Annotated in this window: 13 protein-coding genes; 10 read left to right on the forward strand and 3 right to left on the reverse strand. The window is 69.9% G+C overall.

The window, feature by feature from the left end:
- Nucleotides 1-96 precede the first annotated feature (96 nt).
- The 4 genes from ACQPWZ_RS27205 (at nucleotide 97) to ACQPWZ_RS27220 (ending at nucleotide 4,122) form a co-directional block, all read left to right on the forward strand.
- On the forward strand, nucleotides 97-1,266 hold the full coding sequence (locus ACQPWZ_RS27205; protein ID WP_405573322.1) for a sensor histidine kinase: 1,170 nt from the start codon (nucleotides 97-99) through the stop codon (nucleotides 1,264-1,266).
- The gene (locus tag ACQPWZ_RS27210) at nucleotides 1,263-1,937 is read left to right on the forward strand and encodes a response regulator transcription factor (RefSeq protein WP_313943669.1); all 675 of its coding nucleotides are present in this window, start codon (nucleotides 1,263-1,265) and stop codon (nucleotides 1,935-1,937) included. The genes ACQPWZ_RS27205 and ACQPWZ_RS27210 overlap by 4 nt, the downstream gene beginning before the upstream one ends.
- Before the next feature lie 98 nt (nucleotides 1,938-2,035).
- On the forward strand, nucleotides 2,036-2,533 hold the full coding sequence (locus ACQPWZ_RS27215; RefSeq protein ID WP_340475844.1) for a DUF485 domain-containing protein: 498 nt from the start codon (nucleotides 2,036-2,038) through the stop codon (nucleotides 2,531-2,533).
- Nucleotides 2,530-4,122: a solute symporter family protein gene (locus ACQPWZ_RS27220; protein ID WP_340475845.1), complete on the forward strand. Its 1,593-nt coding sequence runs from the start codon at nucleotides 2,530-2,532 to the stop codon at nucleotides 4,120-4,122. Before ACQPWZ_RS27215 ends, ACQPWZ_RS27220 begins: the two co-directional genes overlap by 4 nt.
- A gap of 27 nt (nucleotides 4,123-4,149) precedes the next feature.
- Here the strand turns inward: ACQPWZ_RS27220 and ACQPWZ_RS27225 are convergent, their stop codons facing one another.
- Complete coding sequence (locus ACQPWZ_RS27225) at nucleotides 4,150-4,872, reverse strand: DUF7342 family protein (protein ID WP_433572603.1); 723 nt, start codon at nucleotides 4,870-4,872, stop codon at nucleotides 4,150-4,152.
- Nucleotides 4,869-6,521 carry a sensor histidine kinase gene (locus ACQPWZ_RS27230; RefSeq protein WP_433572604.1) on the reverse strand — a complete coding sequence of 551 codons (1,653 nt, stop codon included), beginning with the start codon at nucleotides 6,519-6,521 and terminating at the stop codon, nucleotides 4,869-4,871. The genes ACQPWZ_RS27225 and ACQPWZ_RS27230 overlap by 4 nt, the downstream gene beginning before the upstream one ends.
- Nucleotides 6,522-6,851: 330 nt before the next feature.
- On the opposite strand from ACQPWZ_RS27230, the gene ACQPWZ_RS27235 reads away from it, so the two are divergent.
- The 6 genes from ACQPWZ_RS27235 to ACQPWZ_RS27260 all read left to right on the forward strand — a co-directional run bounded on the left by ACQPWZ_RS27235 (nucleotide 6,852) and on the right by ACQPWZ_RS27260 (nucleotide 17,347).
- On the forward strand, nucleotides 6,852-11,141 hold the full coding sequence (locus ACQPWZ_RS27235) for a discoidin domain-containing protein (protein WP_433572605.1): 4,290 nt from the start codon (nucleotides 6,852-6,854) through the stop codon (nucleotides 11,139-11,141).
- Nucleotides 11,142-11,231: 90 nt separating this feature from the next.
- Nucleotides 11,232-12,242: a LacI family DNA-binding transcriptional regulator gene (locus tag ACQPWZ_RS27240; RefSeq protein WP_383237283.1), complete on the forward strand. Its 1,011-nt coding sequence runs from the start codon at nucleotides 11,232-11,234 to the stop codon at nucleotides 12,240-12,242.
- A 134-nt stretch (nucleotides 12,243-12,376) separates the two neighbouring features.
- Complete coding sequence (locus ACQPWZ_RS27245; protein ID WP_340475852.1) at nucleotides 12,377-13,789, forward strand: extracellular solute-binding protein; 1,413 nt, start codon at nucleotides 12,377-12,379, stop codon at nucleotides 13,787-13,789.
- Between the two features lie 3 nt (nucleotides 13,790-13,792).
- On the forward strand, nucleotides 13,793-14,749 hold the full coding sequence (locus tag ACQPWZ_RS27250) for a carbohydrate ABC transporter permease (protein WP_340475853.1): 957 nt from the start codon (nucleotides 13,793-13,795) through the stop codon (nucleotides 14,747-14,749).
- A gap of 14 nt (nucleotides 14,750-14,763) precedes the next feature.
- Nucleotides 14,764-15,639 (forward strand): carbohydrate ABC transporter permease, encoded by an 876-nt coding sequence (locus ACQPWZ_RS27255; protein WP_340475854.1) that lies wholly within the window; start codon nucleotides 14,764-14,766, stop codon nucleotides 15,637-15,639.
- Nucleotides 15,640-15,745: 106 nt separating this feature from the next.
- The gene (locus tag ACQPWZ_RS27260; RefSeq protein WP_340475855.1) at nucleotides 15,746-17,347 is read left to right on the forward strand and encodes a glycoside hydrolase family 13 protein; all 1,602 of its coding nucleotides are present in this window, start codon (nucleotides 15,746-15,748) and stop codon (nucleotides 17,345-17,347) included.
- 105 nt (nucleotides 17,348-17,452) lie between these two features.
- Here the strand turns inward: ACQPWZ_RS27260 and ACQPWZ_RS27265 are convergent, their stop codons facing one another.
- Nucleotides 17,453-18,688: a citrate synthase gene (locus tag ACQPWZ_RS27265; protein WP_433572606.1), complete on the reverse strand. Its 1,236-nt coding sequence runs from the start codon at nucleotides 18,686-18,688 to the stop codon at nucleotides 17,453-17,455.
- Between the last annotated feature and the right edge of the window lie 61 nt (nucleotides 18,689-18,749).

Here is an 18,749-nt window from a genome sequence, read left to right on the forward strand (position 1 = left end):
CGTCCGCCCACCCAGGGGTGGAGCCGCCGGCTCCACCCCTGAACCGATTCCGGGCGGCGGCCCTCCTCCGTAGCATCGAGGCGACGGAGGAGGGGCATGAACGTGCTGAGCAGCAGGGGGACCGCGTGGCCCACGCGTGAGTCGCTGTCCCGGATGGGGGTGCCGCGCACCCGCGCAGTCCTCGACGGCTTCGTGCTGGCCGGACTGGCCACGTGGGCGCTGGCCGGCTCGTACTCCTCCGGCGCCTTCAGCGGCCTGGAGACGGTCCTGCCGGCCGTCGGGCTGCTGCTCTGCGCGGGCGCCTTCCTTGCTTTCCACGAGACGACCCTGAGGCACCGGCTGCTGCCCTCCCTCGGCATGCTGCTCGTCTTCGCCGGGGTGGGCTGGGGGGCGTACGCGGAGGGCGCCGAGGTGGCCGCGGCCGTCCCCTGGATCACGGCGGCCATCCTGGCGATGGAGCGGCTGCCGCTCGCGTACGGCCTGGCCACCGGAGTGCTGATGGTCGGCTCCTTCGCGGTGATGCAGCAGGGCGGACCGCTCGGGTCGGGCATCACCGTGGCCGCGATCCTCTTCGGCGGCTATTCGCTCCGGCTGGACGGGCAGGCCCGCGGTGCCGGGTTCCGGCTGCTCGCACAGGAGCGGGCCGCGCGCGAGGCCGAGGCCACCTCGGCGGCACTCGGGGAACGCGCGCGGATCGCGAGGGAGATCCACGACGTCCTCGCCCACAGCCTCTCCGCGCAGCTCGTGCACCTGGAGGCCGCCCGGATCCAGATCGAGAGAGAGCCGGAAGGGCCCTTCCGCGACCGGATCCTGGAGCGGGTGGTCGCGGCCCGCGGCATGGCGCGCGAAGGCCTCGCCGAGACCAGACAGGCGCTGTCCGCGCTCCGAGGCGAGATGGTGCCCGTCGAGGACTTCCTGCGGGAGCCGGCCGTCGCCGACGGAGCCGCGACCGAGGTGCGGGGCGCCCCGAGGCTGCTGACCGCCGAGGCTTCACAAGCTGTACGCAGGGTGGCCCAGGAGGCCCTCACGAACGCGCGCAAGCACGCCCCCGGCGCCACGGTGCGGGTGCTGCTCGCCTACGAGACGGACCACGTGATGCTGGAAGTACGGGACTCGGGCACGACCGCGAAGACCGGCGAGCTCGGGGCCTCCGGTTCCGGGTACGGTCTGCTGGGAATGCGCGAGCGGGCCGAACTCCTCGGCGGCAGCCTGGAGGCGGGACCGGAGGGAGAAGGTTTCGTGGTGCGGCTGCGAGTGCCGGCATGAGCGAGCAGAACGCCAGAGTGATCGTCGCCGACGACCAGGCGGTGGTGCGCGAGGGGATCGTGATGCTGCTGGGGCTGCTGCCCGGCATCGAGGTCGTCGGCTCGGCGAAGGACGGCGACGAAGCGGTGGCCCTGGTCGCCGAACTCGCCCCCGACGTCGTCCTGATGGATCTCCGGATGCCCCGCTGCGACGGGGTCGAGGCAACGCGCCGGATCCGCAGCGAGTACCCCGCGACCCAGATCGTGGTGCTGACGACGTACGCCGACGACGAGTCCCTCTTCCCCGCGCTGCGGGCGGGAGCACGCGGCTATCTCACCAAGGACGCCGACGGGGACGAGATCGTCCGGGCGATCCAGGACGTCATGGCCGGGCGGGCCGGGCTCTCACCGGTCGTCCAGCGCCGTCTGCTGGAGCAGGTCACCGCCGCCGGCCCGCCGGCCGCGCCGCAGCTGCCCGACGGACTGACCGCCCGCGAGGGCGAGGTGCTCACCCTCATCGCGGAAGGGCTCACCAACGCCGAGATCGCCCGCCGGCTGCACATCTCCACCGCCACCGTGAAGACCCACATCAACAACCTGTTCTCGAAGGCCGATCTGCACGACCGCGCCCAGGCCGTGCGCTACGCCTATCGGGAAGGTCTGGCGCAGCCACCTGGGACGAGCGTCACCTGATGGGGTGAAGACCGGCGGGAGAAGAGTCCGGGATCTTCCCGCTCTGTCCATCCTTGGGCACGCGGCCGAAACGGTTCGCTGACAAGGAGAGTTGATCGGTGGAGAAGCAGGACGGGCAGGACGCCGCAGCGGTGCGGCTCGACGACCCGTGGTACGACGCGCTGGCCGCCGGCTGGGGCGAACTGGACAGCACGGGTGCTCCCGCCACCGCCGTCCCGGTCCAGCCCGTGGAGCGGGCCGCCGACCGGCCCGGGACCGCGGAGATCTACCTGGAGGTGCACCGCAGCGCCGCCTTCCAGGAGGTCCGCAGCCGCTACCGCCGCTTCGTCGTCCCCGCCGCCCTCGCCTTTCTCCTCTGGTACCTGGCCTACGTCGTGGCGGCCACCGCAGCTCCCGGTCTGATGGCCCGGCCCGTCGCGGGCGCTGTGAACGTGGCCATGGTCGCGGGCCTCGGCCAGTTCCTCACCACCTTCCTGCTGACCTGGGCGTACGCCCGCCATGCGCGACTGCGCCGGGACCGGGCCGCGCTCGATCTGCGCTGGACCGTGTTCGACCGGGCGAGGGCGCAGGAGACGGCCCGGGGGAGCGAGCGGTGACCGGCGACCACCAGACTCTGGCGCTGCTGCTGTTCAGCGCGTTCATCGCGGTCACGCTCGGCATCACCACCTGGGTGAGCCGCAACAGACACGGCTCGGCGGAGGAGTTCTACGCCGGCGGCCGGCTGTTCTCGCCGATGGAGAACGGCTTCGCCATCGCCGGCGACTACATGTCCGCCGCCTCCTTCCTCGGCATCTCCGGGCTGATCGCCCTCTACGGGTACGACGGCATGCTCTACTCCGTCGGCTTCCTCGTGGCCTGGCTGGTCGTGCTGCTGTTCGTCGCCGAACTCGTGCGCAACTGCGGCCGGTTCACCCTCGCCGACGTCATCGCGTCGAGGATGCGGGAGCGCCCGGTGCGTATCGCGTCGGGCACGTCGTCGGTCACCGTGTCGGTGCTCTACCTGGTGGCGCAGATGGTCGGCGCCGGCAGTCTCGTCGCGCTGCTCCTCGGCGGCACCAGCGAGGCCGCCCAGTCCTGGACGGTGATCGGCGTGGGCGCGCTGATGGTCATCTATGTGTCGTTCGGCGGGATGCGGGCGACGACCTGGATCCAGATCGTCAAGGCCGTCCTGCTGATGGCGGGCGCGATCGCCATGACGCTGCTCGTCCTCGCCCGCTTCCACGGCGATGTGAACCAGCTGCTCAACACCGCCGCCGAACGCAGCGGCCACGGAAAGGACTTCCTCGCGCCCGGCCTGCGGTACGGCGGGGACTGGACCGCGCGACTGGACTTCATCAGCCTCGGCCTGGCCCTCGTCCTGGGCACGGCCGGCCTGCCGCACATCCTGTCGCGCTTCTACACCGTGCCCACCGCGCGGGCCGCCCGCCGTTCGGTGGTCTGGTCGATCGGTCTGATCGGCAGCTTCTATCTGATGACGATCGTGCTCGGTTTCGGTGCCGCCGCGGTGCTCGGCACCGAGGAGGTACGCGCCTCCAACGCCGCGGGGAACACAGCCGTACCGCTGCTCGCCCTGGACCTCGGGGGCGGCGCGGGCTCCACCGGAGGCACGGTGCTGTTCGCGGTGGTCGCCGCGGTCGCCTTCGCCACGATCCTGGCGGTGGTCGCCGGCATCACCCTGGCCTCGTCGGCCTCGGTCGCCCACGATCTGTACGCCTCGCTGAAGCGCCGGCACGCCAAGCAGCGCAGCGAGGTCGCGGTCGCGCGGCTCGCCGCCGCCGGGATCGGTGCCGTGGCGATCGCCCTCGGTCTGCTGGCCCGCGATCTGAACGTGGCGTTCCTGGTGGGCCTGGCCTTCGCGGTCGCCGCCTCCGCCAATCTGCCCGTCCTGCTCTACTCGCTGTTCTGGCGGAACTTCACGACGCGCGGCGCTGTCTGGTCGGTGTACGGGGGGCTGCTCCCCGCCATGCTGCTGGTAGTGCTCTCACCGGTGGTCTCCGGCAGCCCGGAGTCCCTGTTCCCGGGCGTCGACTTCCATGTCTTCCCGCTGCAGAACCCGGGCGTGATCTCCATTCCGCTGGGCTTCCTCGCGGGCTGGATCGGCACCGTCACCTCGTCGGAGCCCCCGGACGACGCCAGGCACGCCGAGACGGAGGTACGGGCGCTGACCGGCGCGGGTGCCGTCTGATGCCAGTCAGGCACCCAGGACGTTCGGTCACAGGCTCGCGGACCAGGAGTAGCGGTGCTCCGGGCGGCCGGTCTCGCCGTACCGCAGGCTCAGTTGCACGCGGCTCGTGCGCTCCAGCAGCTTCAGATAGCGCTGGGCGGTCTGTCTGCTGACACCCGCCCGGTCGGCGATCTCCTGCGTGGACAGCGGCCCGTCGGCCGCCAGCAGCACCTGGCGTACGGCCTCGGCGGTGGTCGGCGAGTGGCCCTTGGGCAGATCGGGGGCGAGAGATCCGGCCGACAGCGCGCCGAAGATCCGGTCCACCTCGGCCTGTTCCGCCTCCCCGCCGCCGCGCAGGGTGCGGCGCAGTCCCGCGTAGGCCTCCAACTTCGCCCGCAGACCGGCGAAGTTGAACGGTTTCACCAGGTACTGGAGCGCGCCGTGGCGCATCGCCGCCTGGACGGTGGCCACGTCGCGCGCGGCCGTCACCATGATCACGTCGGTCTGATGACCCAACCGGCGAAGCTCCCGGACGACCGCGAGGCCGTTCCCGTCCGGCAGATAGTGGTCCATGAGCACCAGGTCCACGGGGGTGTCGGCGATCCGGGCGAGCGCCTCGGCCGCCGAATGCGCGGTGGCAGCGACGCGGAAGCCCGGCACCTTCGCCACGTAGGCCGCGTTGATCTTTGCCACGCGCACGTCGTCGTCCACGACGAGGACCTCCACGGGGTCCTCGGCGGTCTCGGCGTTCTCGGCGGGTCGGTCGTTCACGGTGCCTCCCCGGCGACGGCCGGCTCCGGATCGGCGAGTTCGGTCAGTGCTTCGGGGAGCACGACGGTGAACTCCGCGCCTCCGCCGGTCGCTTCGCCGGCCCGGGCGCTGCCGCCCTGCCGTTCCGCGAGTCTGCGCACCAGGGCCAGCCCGATGCCGCGCTTGCCGTGGGCCGGGAGTTCCTTGGTGGACCACCCCTCGGTGAAGATCTGCTCACGCTGTTCGGGCGGGACTCCCGGGCCGCTGTCCGAGATCCGCAGCACCGCTGTACGCCCCTCTGCCCGCAGGCGGACCTCGACGCGTGCGTCCTTTGAGCCGGCTGCGGCGTCCATGGCGTTGTCGACGAGGTTGCCGACGACCGTGACGATGCCGCGCGGATCCACCAGGCGGTCGGGCAGCAGGGTGTCCGGCGCGATGCGCAGGGAGACCCCGCGCTCGGCCGCGACGGTCGCCTTGCCCACCAGCAGGGAGGCAAGCAGCGGGTCGTGGATCTTCTCGGTGACCTGCTCGGCGGTGGCGCGGTGCACCCCGACGACCTCGGTGACGAACTCCACCGCTTCCTCGTGCATCTCCAGCTCCAGCAGCCCGAGCAGGGTGTGCATCCGGTTGGCGTGCTCGTGGTCCTGGGCCCGCAGGGCGTCGATGAGTCCGCGGGTGGAGTCCAGTTCCCGGCCCAGCTGTTCCAGCTCGGTGCGGTCGCGCAGGGTGGCGACGGCGCCGCCGTCGTCCGTGGGCATCCGGTTGGCGATCAGCACGCGGTGGCCGCGCACGGTGACGAGGTCCTCGCCGGTGATGCGGCCGGTGAGGACGTCGGCCGTACGGCCCTCGCCGAGCACCTCGGTGAGCGGCAGGCCCCTGACGTCGGAGCCGAGGCCGAGCAGCCGCTCCGCCTCGTCGTTCAGCAGCCGGACCCTGCCTGCCGCGTCGAGGGCCACGACGCCCTCGCGGATGCCGTGCAGCATCGCCTCGCGCTCGGCCAGCAGCGCGGAGATGTCGGAGAAGGCCAGGTCATGGGTCTGGCGCTGCAGTCTGCGGGAGATCAGATAGGCGGCCAGGGCCCCGACGGCGAGGGCGCCCCCGGCGTAGGCGAGCAGGCCCGGGATCGCCGCGAGGAGGCGGGCGCGGACGTTGTCGTACTCGATACCGACGGACACCGCTCCGACGATCGCCCCGCTGTCGTCGCGCAGGGGCACCTTGCCCCGGGCGGAGCGGCCGAGCGTGCCGCTGTCGATCTCCATGACGTCCCGGCCCGCGAGCGCTTCGCTCGGGTCGGTCGAGACGACCCGGCCGATCTGGGCGGGGGAGGTGTGCGACCAGCGCACCCCGGTCCGGTCCATGATCACGACGTACTCGGCGCCGGTGGCCCTGCGGATCCGCTCGGCCTCGGCCTGGACCGGTCCGGTGGCCGTGGGCTCGGTGCCGGTGAGGTCGCCCGCGACCTCGGTGGACGCCGTGGTCTCGGCGATCGCCAGCGCCCGGCGCATGGCCTGGTCGTCGAGCTGCTCGCTGAGAGGCGCCAGAAAGAGACCGGTGGCCAGGACGGTCACACCGGTCGCGATGGCCAGCTGCATCAGCAGGACCTGGGAGAAGACCCGCTGCGGCCAGCCGAACCGCCGGCGTCCGGCCGGCAGGGTCGGTTCGGGACTCATGCCTACGAACGGTAGAGGTCGAGCAGCTCTTTCTGAAATTTCCGGACTGTGACGCAAGCCGCTTGCGTCATTTGCGGTCTGTTTGCGATTTCCTGAAAGTCGGCGATAAAGCCGCTGGTGTGGGGCGGATTCGAAGGTTCCAGGGCGATCGGCGACAGAATTTGACGCGGTCATGGCAGTAGACGACTTAGCAGTTCTCTGCAACTCTCTGACCGCTGAACGCAAAAGTCTCAGTTCAACCGTGCACAAACGCCAGTCGCACGGGCACGTCGCCATGCACGCCGACAGAGCCGCGCCTCGCCTCGGCGCGAGGCCGAAGATCGGGGACAAATGAGACCGCAACGCCGGAGTTGGCGGGTGCTCTCCGCCGTGATCACGACCAGCCTTCTGCTGATCGGATGGCCGACGCTCACCGCCTCGGCGGCCGACGGCCCCAATATCGCCGCGGGCAGGCCCGCGACCGCCAGCACCGCCCATGCCGAGTACCCCGCCGGGAACATCACCGACGGCAGTCAGGGGACGTACTGGCAGAGCGCCCAAGGGGGCCTTCCCCAGTGGGTGCAGACCGATCTGGGGGCCACCAGCCGGGTGGACGAGGTGGTGCTGAAGCTGCCCGCGGGCTGGGAGAGCCGCAGCCAGACGCTGTCCGTGCAGGGCAGCGCGGACGGCACCAGCTTCACCACGATCAAGACCTCGGCCGCCTACAGCTTCCAGCCGGGCTCGGGCAACACCGTGACCGTCGGCTTCCCGGCCACCCAGACCCGATTCGTCCGCGTCCACATCACGGCCAACACCGGCTGGGCCGCCGCCCAGCTCAGTGAGCTGGAGGTGCACGCCGCCGGCGAGTCGTCCGTCGATCTGGCCCGCGGCAAGACGCTCACCGCGAGCAGCCACACCGAGGTCTACACCGCGGCCAACGCGAACGACGGCAACAAGGGCAGCTACTGGGAGAGCGCCAACGGCAGCCTCCCGCAGTGGATCCGCGCCGACCTCGGCGCGTCCGTCCGCATCGACCGCGTGGTACTGCGGCTGCCGGACGGTTGGCCGGAGAGAACGCAGACCCTCCAGATCCAGGGCAGCGCCAACGGCACCGACTACACGGACCTGACCGCCTCCAAGGCGTACGCCTTCAACGCGGCCGGCGGGCAGTCGGCGACGATCACCTTCGACGCCGCCACCACGCGGTACGTCCGGGTCCTCGTCACCGCCAACTCCGGCAGGGCGGCAGCCCAGCTGTCCGAGCTGGAGATCTACGGACCGGCCACCGGGGACACGCAGGCTCCGACCGCGCCCACCGAACTCGCCTACACGGAACCGGCCACCGGACAGATCAGGCTGGCCTGGAAGCCGTCCACCGACAACACCGCGGTGACCGGCTACGACATCTACGCAGGCGGTGACCTGCGGACCAGCGTGGCGGGCAATGTCACGACGTTCACGGACACCCAGCCGGCGAGTGCGACCGTGTCGTACTTCGTGCGGGCCAAGGACGCGGCCGGGAACCAGTCCGGCGACAGCAACACCGTCACCCGCAGGGGCGACACCGGCGACACCCAGGCTCCGACGGCCCCGGCGGGCCTCGCCTTCACCGAACCCGCCGCCGGACAGGTCAGGCTGACCTGGGGCGCGTCCACCGACAACACGGCGGTGACCGGTTACGACATCTACGCGAACAACTCGCTGCGCCAGAGCGTGGCGGGCAATGTCACGACGTTCACGGACACCCAGCCGGCGAGTGCGACCGTGTCGTACTTCGTGCGGGCCAAGGACGCTGCCGGGAACCAGTCCGGCAACAGCAACACCGTCACCCGCAACGGCAGCGGCGGCAACGGGTCCAACCTCGCGGTCGGCAAGCCGATCACCGCGTCGTCCGTGATCCACACGTTCGTCGCGGAGAACGCCAACGACAACAGCCTTGCCACCTACTGGGAGGGCGCGGCGGGCAGCTATCCGAACACCCTCACCGTCAAGCTGGGTGCCAACGCCGACGTCGGCAGCCTCGTCCTGAAGCTCAACCCCGACAGCTCCTGGGGCAGCCGCACCCAGAACATCCAGGTCCTCGGCCGGGAACAGAGCGCATCCGGCTTCACCGGCCTGGTGGCCGCCAAGGACTACACCTTCAACCCCGCGAGCCAGAACACCGTGACCGTCCCGGTCGACGCCCGCGCCGCCGACGTCCAGCTGAGGTTCACCTCCAACACCGGCTCGTCCGCGGGACAGATCGCCGAGTTCCAGGTCATCGGAGTCGCCGCGCCCAACCCGGACCTGGAGGTCACCGGTCTCACGGCCGCGCCCACCGCTCCCGTCGAGTCGGATCCGATCACGCTGTCCGCCACCGTCCGCAACAGTGGTCCGGCGGCCTCCGCAGCGAGCACCCTCGCCTTCCGCCTCGGCGGGACGAAGGTGGGCTCGGCCGCGGTCGGAGCCCTCGCGGCCGGGGCGCAGACCACGGTCAGTGCCACCATCGGCGCCCGCGACGCGGGTACGTACCAGCTGAGCGCGGTGGCCGACGAGGCGAACGCCGTCATCGAGCAGAACGAGTCCAACAACACCTACACCAGCCCCACCTCCCTCGTGGTGAAGCCTGTCGACAGTTCCGACCTGATCGCCTCGGCCGTGAACTGGACGCCGAGCGGCGCCTCCGCGGGTGACACCGTCACCTTCTCCGTGGCCCTGAAGAACCAGGGCACGGTCGCCTCGGCCGGTGGCAGCCACGGCATCACCCTGACCCTGACCGACTCCAAGGGCGCCACGGTGAAGACCCTCACCGGTGCGCACAGCGGGGTCATCGCCGCGGGCGCGACCGCTGCGCCGGTCAGCCTCGGCACCTGGGCCGCCGCCAACGGCTCGTACACCGTGAAGGTGGTCGTCGCCGACGACGCCAACGAACTGCCCGTGAAGCGCGCCAACAACACGAGCAGCCAGTCGCTGTTCATCGGCCGCGGGGCGAACATGCCCTATGACATGTACGAGGCCGAGGACGGCTCCGCGGGCGGCGGAGCGGCCGTCGTCGGTCCGAACCGCACGGTCGGCGACATCGCGGGAGAGGCCTCGGGCCGCAAGGCCGTCACCCTCGACAACACCGGCAATTACGTCGAGTTCACGACCAGGGCCAGCACCAACACCCTGGTGACCCGCTTCTCCATCCCGGACGCGCCCGGCGGCGGAGGCATCGACTCCACGCTGAACGTGTACGTCAACGGCACCTTCCGCAAGGCCATCGACCTCACGTCGAAGTACTCCTGGCTGTACGGCGCGGAGGCGAGCCCAGGGAACTCGCCGGGCTCCGGCGCCCCTCGGCACATCTACGACGAGGCGCACGTCATGCTGGGCGAGACCGTCCCGGCGGGCAGCACGATCAGGCTGCAGAAGGACGCGGCGAACACCTCGCGGTACGCGATCGACTTCGTCAATCTGGAGCAGGTCGCGCCGGTCGCCAACCCGGACCCGGCGAGGTACACCGTCCCGGCCGGATTCACGCACCAGGACGTGCAGAACGCCCTGGACAAGGTCCGTATGGACACCACCGGCACGCTGGTCGGCGTGTATCTACCGGCCGGTGACTACCAGACGGCGAGCAAGTTCCAGGTCTACGGCAAGGCCGTCAAGGTGGCCGGCGCCGGGCCCTGGTACACCCGCTTCAACGCGCCCTCGACCCAGGACAACACCGATGTGGGCTTCCGGGCGGAGGCGTCGGCGAAAGGCTCGTCGTTCGCCGGCTTCGCCTACTTCGGGAACTACACCTCGCGCATCGACGGTCCGGGCAAGGTGTTCGACTTCTCCAACGTCACGGACATCGTGATCGACAACATCTGGAACGAGCACATGGTGTGCCTCTACTGGGGCGCGAACACCGACAAGATCACGATCAAGAACTCGCGGATCCGCAACATGTTCGCCGACGGCATCAACATGACCAACGGGTCCACCGACAACCTCGTCACCAACAACGAGGCCCGGGCCACCGGCGACGACAGTTTCGCCCTGTTCTCGGCGATCGACGCCGGCGGGGCGGACATGAAGAACAACGTCTACGAGAACCTGACGTCGATCCTCACCTGGAGGGCGGCGGGCATCGCCGTCTACGGCGGGTACAACAACACCTTCCGCAACATCCACATCGCGGACACCCTCGTCTACTCGGGCATCACGATCAGCTCGCTGGACTTCGGGTATCCGATGAACGGCTTCGGGACCGAGCCGACGACCGTCGAGAACGTCTCGATCGTCCGGGCCGGCGGCCACTTCTGGGGTGCGCAGACCTTCCCCGGGATCTGGCTCTTCTCGGCTTCGAAGGTGTTCCAGGGGATCCGGGTCAACAACGTCGACATCGTCGATCCGACGTACAGCGGAATCATGTTCCAGACCAACTATGTGGGAGGCCAGCCGCAGTTCCCGATCAAGGACACTGTACTCAGCGACATCTCGATCACCGGTGCACGCAAGAGCGGCGACGCCTTCGACGCCAAGTCCGGCTTCGGTCTCTGGGCGAACGAGATGCCCGAGGCGGGCCAGGGCCCTGCGGTGGGTGAGGTCACCTTCAACGGCCTGCGGTTCGCCGGCAACGCCCAGGACATCAAGAACACCACGTCCACCTTCAAGATCAACATCAACCCCTAGGCCGACCCCGGCACCAAGCCCGTGATCGGCTTCTGATCGAAACGCGGACTAGCGCAAGCCGCTTGCATGGCTTGCGCTAGTCTTGCGTGCATGACGCGACGACTTGCTCAGGTGGCGAAGAAGGTAGGGGTCAGCGAGGCCACGGTCAGCCGGGTGCTCAACGGCAAGCCGGGGGTCTCCGAGGCCACCCGCCAGTCCGTCCTGACCGCGCTGGACGTCCTCGGCTACGAGCGCCCCACCCAGCTGCGCGGCGAGCGCGCGCGCCTCGTGGGCCTCGTCCTGCCGGAGCTGCAGAACCCGATCTTCCCGGCGTTCGCCGAAGTGATCGGCGGCGCGCTGGCCCAGCAGGGCCTCACGCCGGTCCTGTGCACCCAGACGAAGGGCGGGGTCTCCGAGGCCGACTACGTCGAACTGCTGCTCCAGCAGCAGGTGTCCGGCGTGGTGTTCGCCGGTGGGCTCTTCGCCCAGGAGGACGCCCCGCACGACCACTACCGGCTGCTGGCAGAACGCCGGATTCCGGTGGTGCTCATCAACGCCGCCATCGAGAATCTCGACTTCCCCTGCATCGCGTGCGACGACGCCGTGGCGGTCGAGCAGGCCTGGCGCCACCTCGCCTCGCTCGGCCACGACCGCATCGGTCTCGTCCTCGGCCCGCTCGACCACGTGCCGTCCCGGCGCAAGCTCGCGGCGGCCCACGCGGCCGCGAAGGCATCCGGCGGGGAGCTGACCGACGAGCGCATCGAACGCTCCATGTTCTCGCTGGAAGGCGGGCAGGCGGCGGCCTCCAGGCTGCTCGACCGCGGTGTCACCGGCATCATTTGCGCGAGCGATCCGCTCGCCCTCGGTGCCGTACGCGCGGCGCGCCGGCGGGGGCTCGCCGTCCCCGGCGACATCTCCGTCGTGGGCTACGACGACTCCGCCTTCATGAACTGCACCGAACCGCCGCTGACGACCGTCCGTCAGCCCATCGAGGCCATGGGCCGTGCCGCGGTCGAACTGCTCTGTGCGCAGATCCAGGGCGGCGAGGTCCCGCCCGGTGAGCTGCTCTTCGAGCCGGAACTGGTGGTGCGCGGCTCCACCGCAAAGGCTCCGCGCTCCTGATTCAACCGACTGTCAATCATTTACGAAATCGGCGCGACATATTGCGGTCTTCTGTCGCCGGTGGTTGAGTGTGCCGCGTTCCCGCTGCGTGTCAGCCGCGGGTCATCCACGCTCAGGCCCGAAGGGGACCACCGATGAGAAGTGCTGGGTTCCGCCGTACGCGCCGTTCCGCCGCGACCGCGCTCGTCTCCGCGCTCGCCCTGACCGCCCTGGCCGCCTGCGGCACGAGCAGCAGCGGTGACAACGACGAGGGATCCGGCGGCGGTTCGTCCGATCCGTCAGCTCCGCTGGACCCGAAGACCAAGCTGACGCTGACGATCGACTGCATGCCGCCGGCCGCGAAGGCCGCGGAACTCAAGGAGTGGAAAGAGGACGTCAAGGCGTTCAACAAGACGTATCCGAACATCAGGATCGAGGGCCGGTCCACCCCCGGCCAGTGCCTGGAGCCGCCGCGGTTCACCGCGATGCTCAAGGCCAAGTCCCAGCCGGACGTCTTCTACACGTACTTCACGGACCTGACGCAGGTGCTGGACAACGCCGGCGGCGAGGACATCACCGCGTACGTCACCCCGAAGACCGTCCCGGCGATCGCGGACATCGACCCGAACGTCCTGAACTCCCTGAAGAAGGACGGCAAGCTCTACGGCCTGCCCACCAGCAACTACACCATGGGCCTGCTGATCAACCGCAAGCTCTTCCAGCAGGCCGGGCTCGACCCCGACGCCCCGCCGACGACCTGGGAGGGCGTCCGCGCGGCCGCGAAGAAGATCGCCGGACTCGGCAACGGCATCGCCGGGTTCGGGGAGTACAGCGCCGGCAACACCGGCGGCTGGCACTTCACCGCCCAGATGTACGGCCTCGGCGGGAACATCGTGGACGAGAGCGGCAAGAAGGCCGCCTTCAACGACGCGACCGGCAAACAGGTCGTCGAGAACCTCAAGGCGATGCGCTGGCAGGACGACAGCATGGGCAAGACCCAGCTGCTCAAGTGGGGCGACCTCCAGAAGCAGATAGCCAGCGACAAGCTCGGCATGTTCCTCGCCGCACCCGACGACATCGCGTACATGGTCCAGCAACTCGGCGCCAAGTACGAGAACTTCGGCATGGGCCCGATCCCCGGCCAGAAGGCCACCCTCTTCGGCGGCAACAACTACATGGTCAAGAAGGGCATCTCGCCCGACAAGATCAAGGCCGCCGTCGCCTGGCTCAACTTCAAGAACCTCACGGTCGGCAAGGGGCAGTTCGACTGGGCCCGCACCAAGGCCGACGGTCTGCCCGTCGGTGTGCCGCAGCCCAACTTCTGGCTGGGCGGCAGCAAGACGAAGGACGACGCGTCGCGTGCGGCCAACGCCACCATGCCGGTCGAGAACTTCAAGTCCTTCATGGACAACCCGGTGCAGGGCAAGGCGGAGCCGCCCAAGGCGCAGGAGATCTACAAGGTCCTCGACAACGTGATGTCGGGCGTCCTGACCAACAAGAACGCGGACGCGGGCAAGCTGCTGGCCACCGCCGAGTCGCAGGTCAACCAGATCCTGGCGAACCAGTAGCCGATGTCGGCCCCCACTCTCATCCCACGCAAGGCCGCACCGCGTCCCGGGCGCGACGGCGGGCCCCGTACGAACGCGTCGAGGGAGGCGTTCGTACGGGCCCTGCGCCGCAACCTGTCGGCGCACGGCTTTCTGATCGGCGCCGTCGTCTGCTTCTCGTTCTTCTCCTGGTATCCCATGGTCAGGGAGTTCATCCTGGCCTTCCAGAAGACTGAGAACGGACAGACCACCTGGGCCGGCTGGTCCAACCTGACCACCGTCTTCAACGACCCGGCGTTCTGGCAGGCCTGGCGCAACACCCTTCTGTTCACGGGGCTCGCGCTGGTCTTCGGATTCATCGTCCCGTTCGTCGTCGCCCTGGTCCTCAACGAGTTCCGGCACGGACAGGGGTTCCTGCGCCTGCTCGTCTACCTGCCCGTGATGCTGCCGCCGGTCGCCTCGGTCCTGCTGTTCAAGTACCTCTACGACCCGGGCTACGGACTGCTGAACCGGCTCCTGGAGCTCGCGCACCTTCCCCAGCAGCAATGGCTCCAGGATCCCGACACCGCGATGCTCTCCGTGGTCATCGCCGCCACCTGGATGAACATGGGCGGCGCCACCCTCATCTACCTCGCCGCCCTCCAGGGCATCCCGGGGGAGCTCTACGAGGCGGCCGAGCTGGACGGCGCCGGCCTGCTGCGCAAGATCTGGTACGTCACCATCCCGCAGACCCGGCTCATCCTCTCGCTGATGCTGCTGATGCAGATCATCGCGACGATGCAGGTCTTCACCGAGCCGTTCCTGCTCGCCGGCGGCGCCGGGCCCGAGGGCTCGACCACCACGGTCGTCTATCTGATCTACCAGTACGCCTTCAACTTCAACAACTACGGCAGCGCGGCCGCGCTCGGCCTGGTCCTGCTCGTACTGCTCGCGGGGTTCTCCGCGGCGTACGTCCGGCTCAGCCGCGCCGAGGACGAGTAGGCGGGAAGACGGCCATGACCACACGCACACTCATCTCACCGGCCCAACTCGCCAGGCCCCGCGGCAGACTGCTCTACTGGACCGCCTTCGTCCTGGTGATGGTCCTGTTCACGCTGGTCTTCCTCGGACCGCTCTACTGGATGGTCTCCGGCGGGCTCAAGACCACCCAGGAAGTCGTCCAGTCGCCGCCCACCCTGATCCCGGGCTCGGTGAACGCGGAGAACTACTCCCGCGCCTGGGAGGTGATGGACCTCTCCCGGCTGCTGTTCAACACGCTCTACTACGCTTTCGGGGCACTCGCGTTCCAACTGGTCTTCGACGTCGCCGCTGCCTACTCGCTCTCCCGGCTGCGGCCCGTCTTCGGCAAGGCCATCCTGGCGATGATGCTGGTGACGCTGATGATCCCGGCCACCGTCCTCGTCGTGCCGCAGTACCTGACGGTGCTCGACGTCCCGATCATCGAGCGCAACCTGCTCAACTCGCCCTGGGCGATCTGGCTTCCGTCGGTCACCAACGCCTTCAACATCTTCCTGCTCAAGCGGTTCTTCGACTCGATCCCGCACGAGCTGCTCGACGCGGCCGCCATCGACGGTGCGTCCCGGTTCAGAACCCTGTGGTCCGTGGTGCTGCCGATCTCGCGGCCCATCCTGGGCGTCGTGTCGATCTTCGCGGTCGTCGGCGTCTGGAAGGACTTCCTCTGGCCGATGCTCACCCTGCCCGACCCGACCAAACAGACGCTCAACGTCGGTATCTACTCCCTCTCCAACGGCGTGCCGGAGAACGTGCTGATCGCCGCGCTCACGATCGCCTCGATCCCCACCCTCCTGATCTTCCTCGCCTTCCAGCGCAACATCATGAGCGGTCTCACCGCGGGCGGACTCAAGGGCTGACCGGCCCGCACCGCCTGTTCCCCCTCGAGCCTCCGCCGCCGGCCCTGCCCTGGCGCCCCGCTGTCCGGGCCGGCGGCGGAGTCCCACCTGCCCGAAAGGACCTCACGTGGCAGCCCCTCTGGATCACACGGACGACTGGTGGCGCGGCGCCGCCATCTATCAGGTGTACGTACGCAGCTTCGCCGACGGTGACGGCGACGGCACCGGTGATCTCGCCGGGGTGCGGGCCCGGCTGCCCTACCTCGCCGAACTCGGCATCGACGCCATCTGGTTCAACCCCTGGTACCTCTCGCCGATGGCGGACGGCGGCTACGACGTCGCCGACTACCGCTCCATCGACCCGGCCTTCGGCACCCTCGCGGAGGCCGAGAAGCTCATCAGCGAGGCCCGCGGACTGGGCATCCGCACCATCGTCGACATCGTGCCCAACCATCTGTCGGACCAGCACGCCTGGTTCCGGGCCGCGGTCGCGGCAGGGCCCGGCAGCGCGGAGCGCGAGCTGTTCCACTTCCGGCCGGGCCGCGGCGAGAACGGTGAACTGCCGCCCAACAACTGGCCGTCGCAGTTCTCGGGGGAGACCTGGACCAGGGTTCCGGACGGCGAGTGGTATCTGCACCTGTTCACGCCCGAGCAGCCGGACCTCAACTGGAGTCACCCGGTGGTCCGCCAGGAGCACGAGGACGTGCTGCGCTTCTGGTTCGAGCGGGGAGCCGCCGGCGTCCGCATCGACTCGGCGGCCCTGTGCGCCAAGGACCCCGATCTGCCGGACGCCGCCGAGGACGACACCACCCCCTATGTCGACCGCGACGAACTGCACGACATCTACCGCTCCTGGCGGGCCGTCGCCGACGAGTACAACGGTGTCCTCATCGGCGAACTGTGGGTGCCCGACCCGGACCGGTTCTCGCGCTATCTGCGCCCCGACGAGCTGCACACCGCCTTCAACTTCGACTTTCTCGCCCGGCCCTGGGACGCGGCGGAGCTGCGTGCCTCCATCGACACGACGCTGGCCTTCCACGCGCCGGTGGGCGCGCCCGCCACCTGGGTGCTCTGCAACCACGATGTGACCCGCACGGTCACCCGCTACGGACGGGCCGAGGACACCGGCTTCGACTTCGCCAAGAAGCGCTTCGGCACACCGTCCGACCTGGTCACCGGAACCCGGCGGGCACGCGCCGCGGCCCTGCTCTCCCTCGCTCTGCCCGGCAGCGTCTATCTGTTCCAGGGCGAGGAACTGGGCCTCCCCGAGGCGGACATACCGCTGGACCGCATCCAGGACCCGATGCACTTCCGCTCGCTCGGCGTGGACCCCGGACGGGACGGCTGCCGGGTACCCCTGCCGTGGCGCGCGGACGCCCCGCACTACGGCTTCGGGTCCGAGCAGGAGCCGTGGCTGCCGCAGCCCGCGGACTGGACGGGCTACTCCGCCGACCGGCAGGCCGCGACGGAGGACTCCATGCTCGTCCTCTACCGCGAAGCCCTGCGCATCCGCCGCACCGAGGCGGGCTTCGGCGACGGTCCCCTGAACTGGCTGCGGTCCGCACCGGACGTCCTCGCCTTCGTCCGGACCGGCGGCCTGATCTGCGTCGTCAACCTCGCCGGGGAGCCCGTCGAACTCCCCGGCCACACCAGCGTCCTGCTGACGAGCGGCCCTCTGGACGACGACGGGCGACTCCCGCAGGACACGGCGGCGTGGCTGCGGTCCTGACCCGCGGCCGGAGCCGCCGGCCCGGCCCTCAGCGCTCCGGAGGTCTGAGGGCCGACCGATTCTGACGGACGTGCGCCTCCGCCCGCCCCGGCCGTTCCCGCCTCTTCACGGCGCGGGCCTGGGCGGGCGGGGTCCGCTGTAGTGACCGCTCGGCCTCATCCGCAGCGGCTGCTCCTCGTACTCCTCCAGCGCATGGGCGATCCAGCCGGCCGTGCGCGCCACGGCGAACACGGTCTCGCCCGCCTCGGCCGGCATGCCCGACGACAGCGACAGCACGGCGAGCGCCATGTCCACATTGGAGTGCAGCTCCACATGGCGGGCGGTCGTCGACTCCACCTCGCGAGCGGCCGCCAGCGCCTTATGAGCAGCCGGGATCTGCTCCAACGCGCCGAACAAGGCCTCGGCGCGCGGGTCCTGGGCCGGATAGAGACGGTGCCCGAGCCCCGGAACCCGGCGTCCCGCCCGCAGATGGTCGGCGACGACCGGGGCCGCCCCGCCCCGTTCGAGGACATCGGCGAGCATCCGGTGGGCGAGTCCGCTGGCCGCTCCGTGCAGCGGTCCGTCCAGCGCGCCGAGCCCGGCGGACACGACGGCGTACGGATGGGCGCGCGCGGAGGCCGCGACCCGCACCGCGAGGGTGGAGGCGGCCAGGTCGTGGTCGATGAGCAGCGAGAGCGCCATGTCCAGGGCGCGCAGAAACGCCTCGTCGGGGCGGGTCGCGGTGAGCCGTGACCACAGCCGCCAGGCCAGCCGGCCCTCTCCCCGGTGCGGCTCACCGACCGTGGGGAGCGCGTCGACCAGGACAGGGATGAGGGAGCGGGCGCTGCCGAGCACGGCGTCGCGGCCGAGGTCGAAACGGAGCGGATCGGCGACGGCCGCCGCGATCGCCGCCACCCGCAGCCGGTCCGTGGACCCGCTGTGGGTAGGCAGCGACTCGACCGCCCGGCGGGCGGCGGTCAGCGGCTCGGGCGGGGAGGTGAAACGCATGCCGTGGTGCAGCGTGCCGGTCCAGAGCCAGTCGGCGATCTCCTCGTAGGAGTGGCTGCGGGCCAGCTCGGTGGCGTCCACCCCGCGGAAGTAGTACCGGTCCTTGTCGATCAGCGTGATGCCGGTCCGGATCCGCTGAGTGACGTCACTGCCGGCCGAGGGCTCCCGCCGCCCCTTGCGGACGAGCGCGGCGACCTCCTTGGCGTCGAAGGTGCTGCCCCGGCCGGTCGGGTCGCGGCGACTGGAGAGCTGTCCCCGGCTGACATACGCGTACACCGTCTCGGGTTTCACACCGAGCCGCTCGGCCGCCTCGCGCGTGGTGATCCGGTCCGTCTCCGGTGCGTTCTCCGTCATGAGGAACACCGTACACATATTGATTCAATCAATATTGACAGTGATGCAATCAAGCATGGAC

This window comes from Streptomyces sp. CA-251247, from assembly GCF_050952975.1.
Classification (GTDB): domain Bacteria; phylum Actinomycetota; class Actinomycetes; order Streptomycetales; family Streptomycetaceae; genus Streptomyces; species Streptomyces achmelvichensis.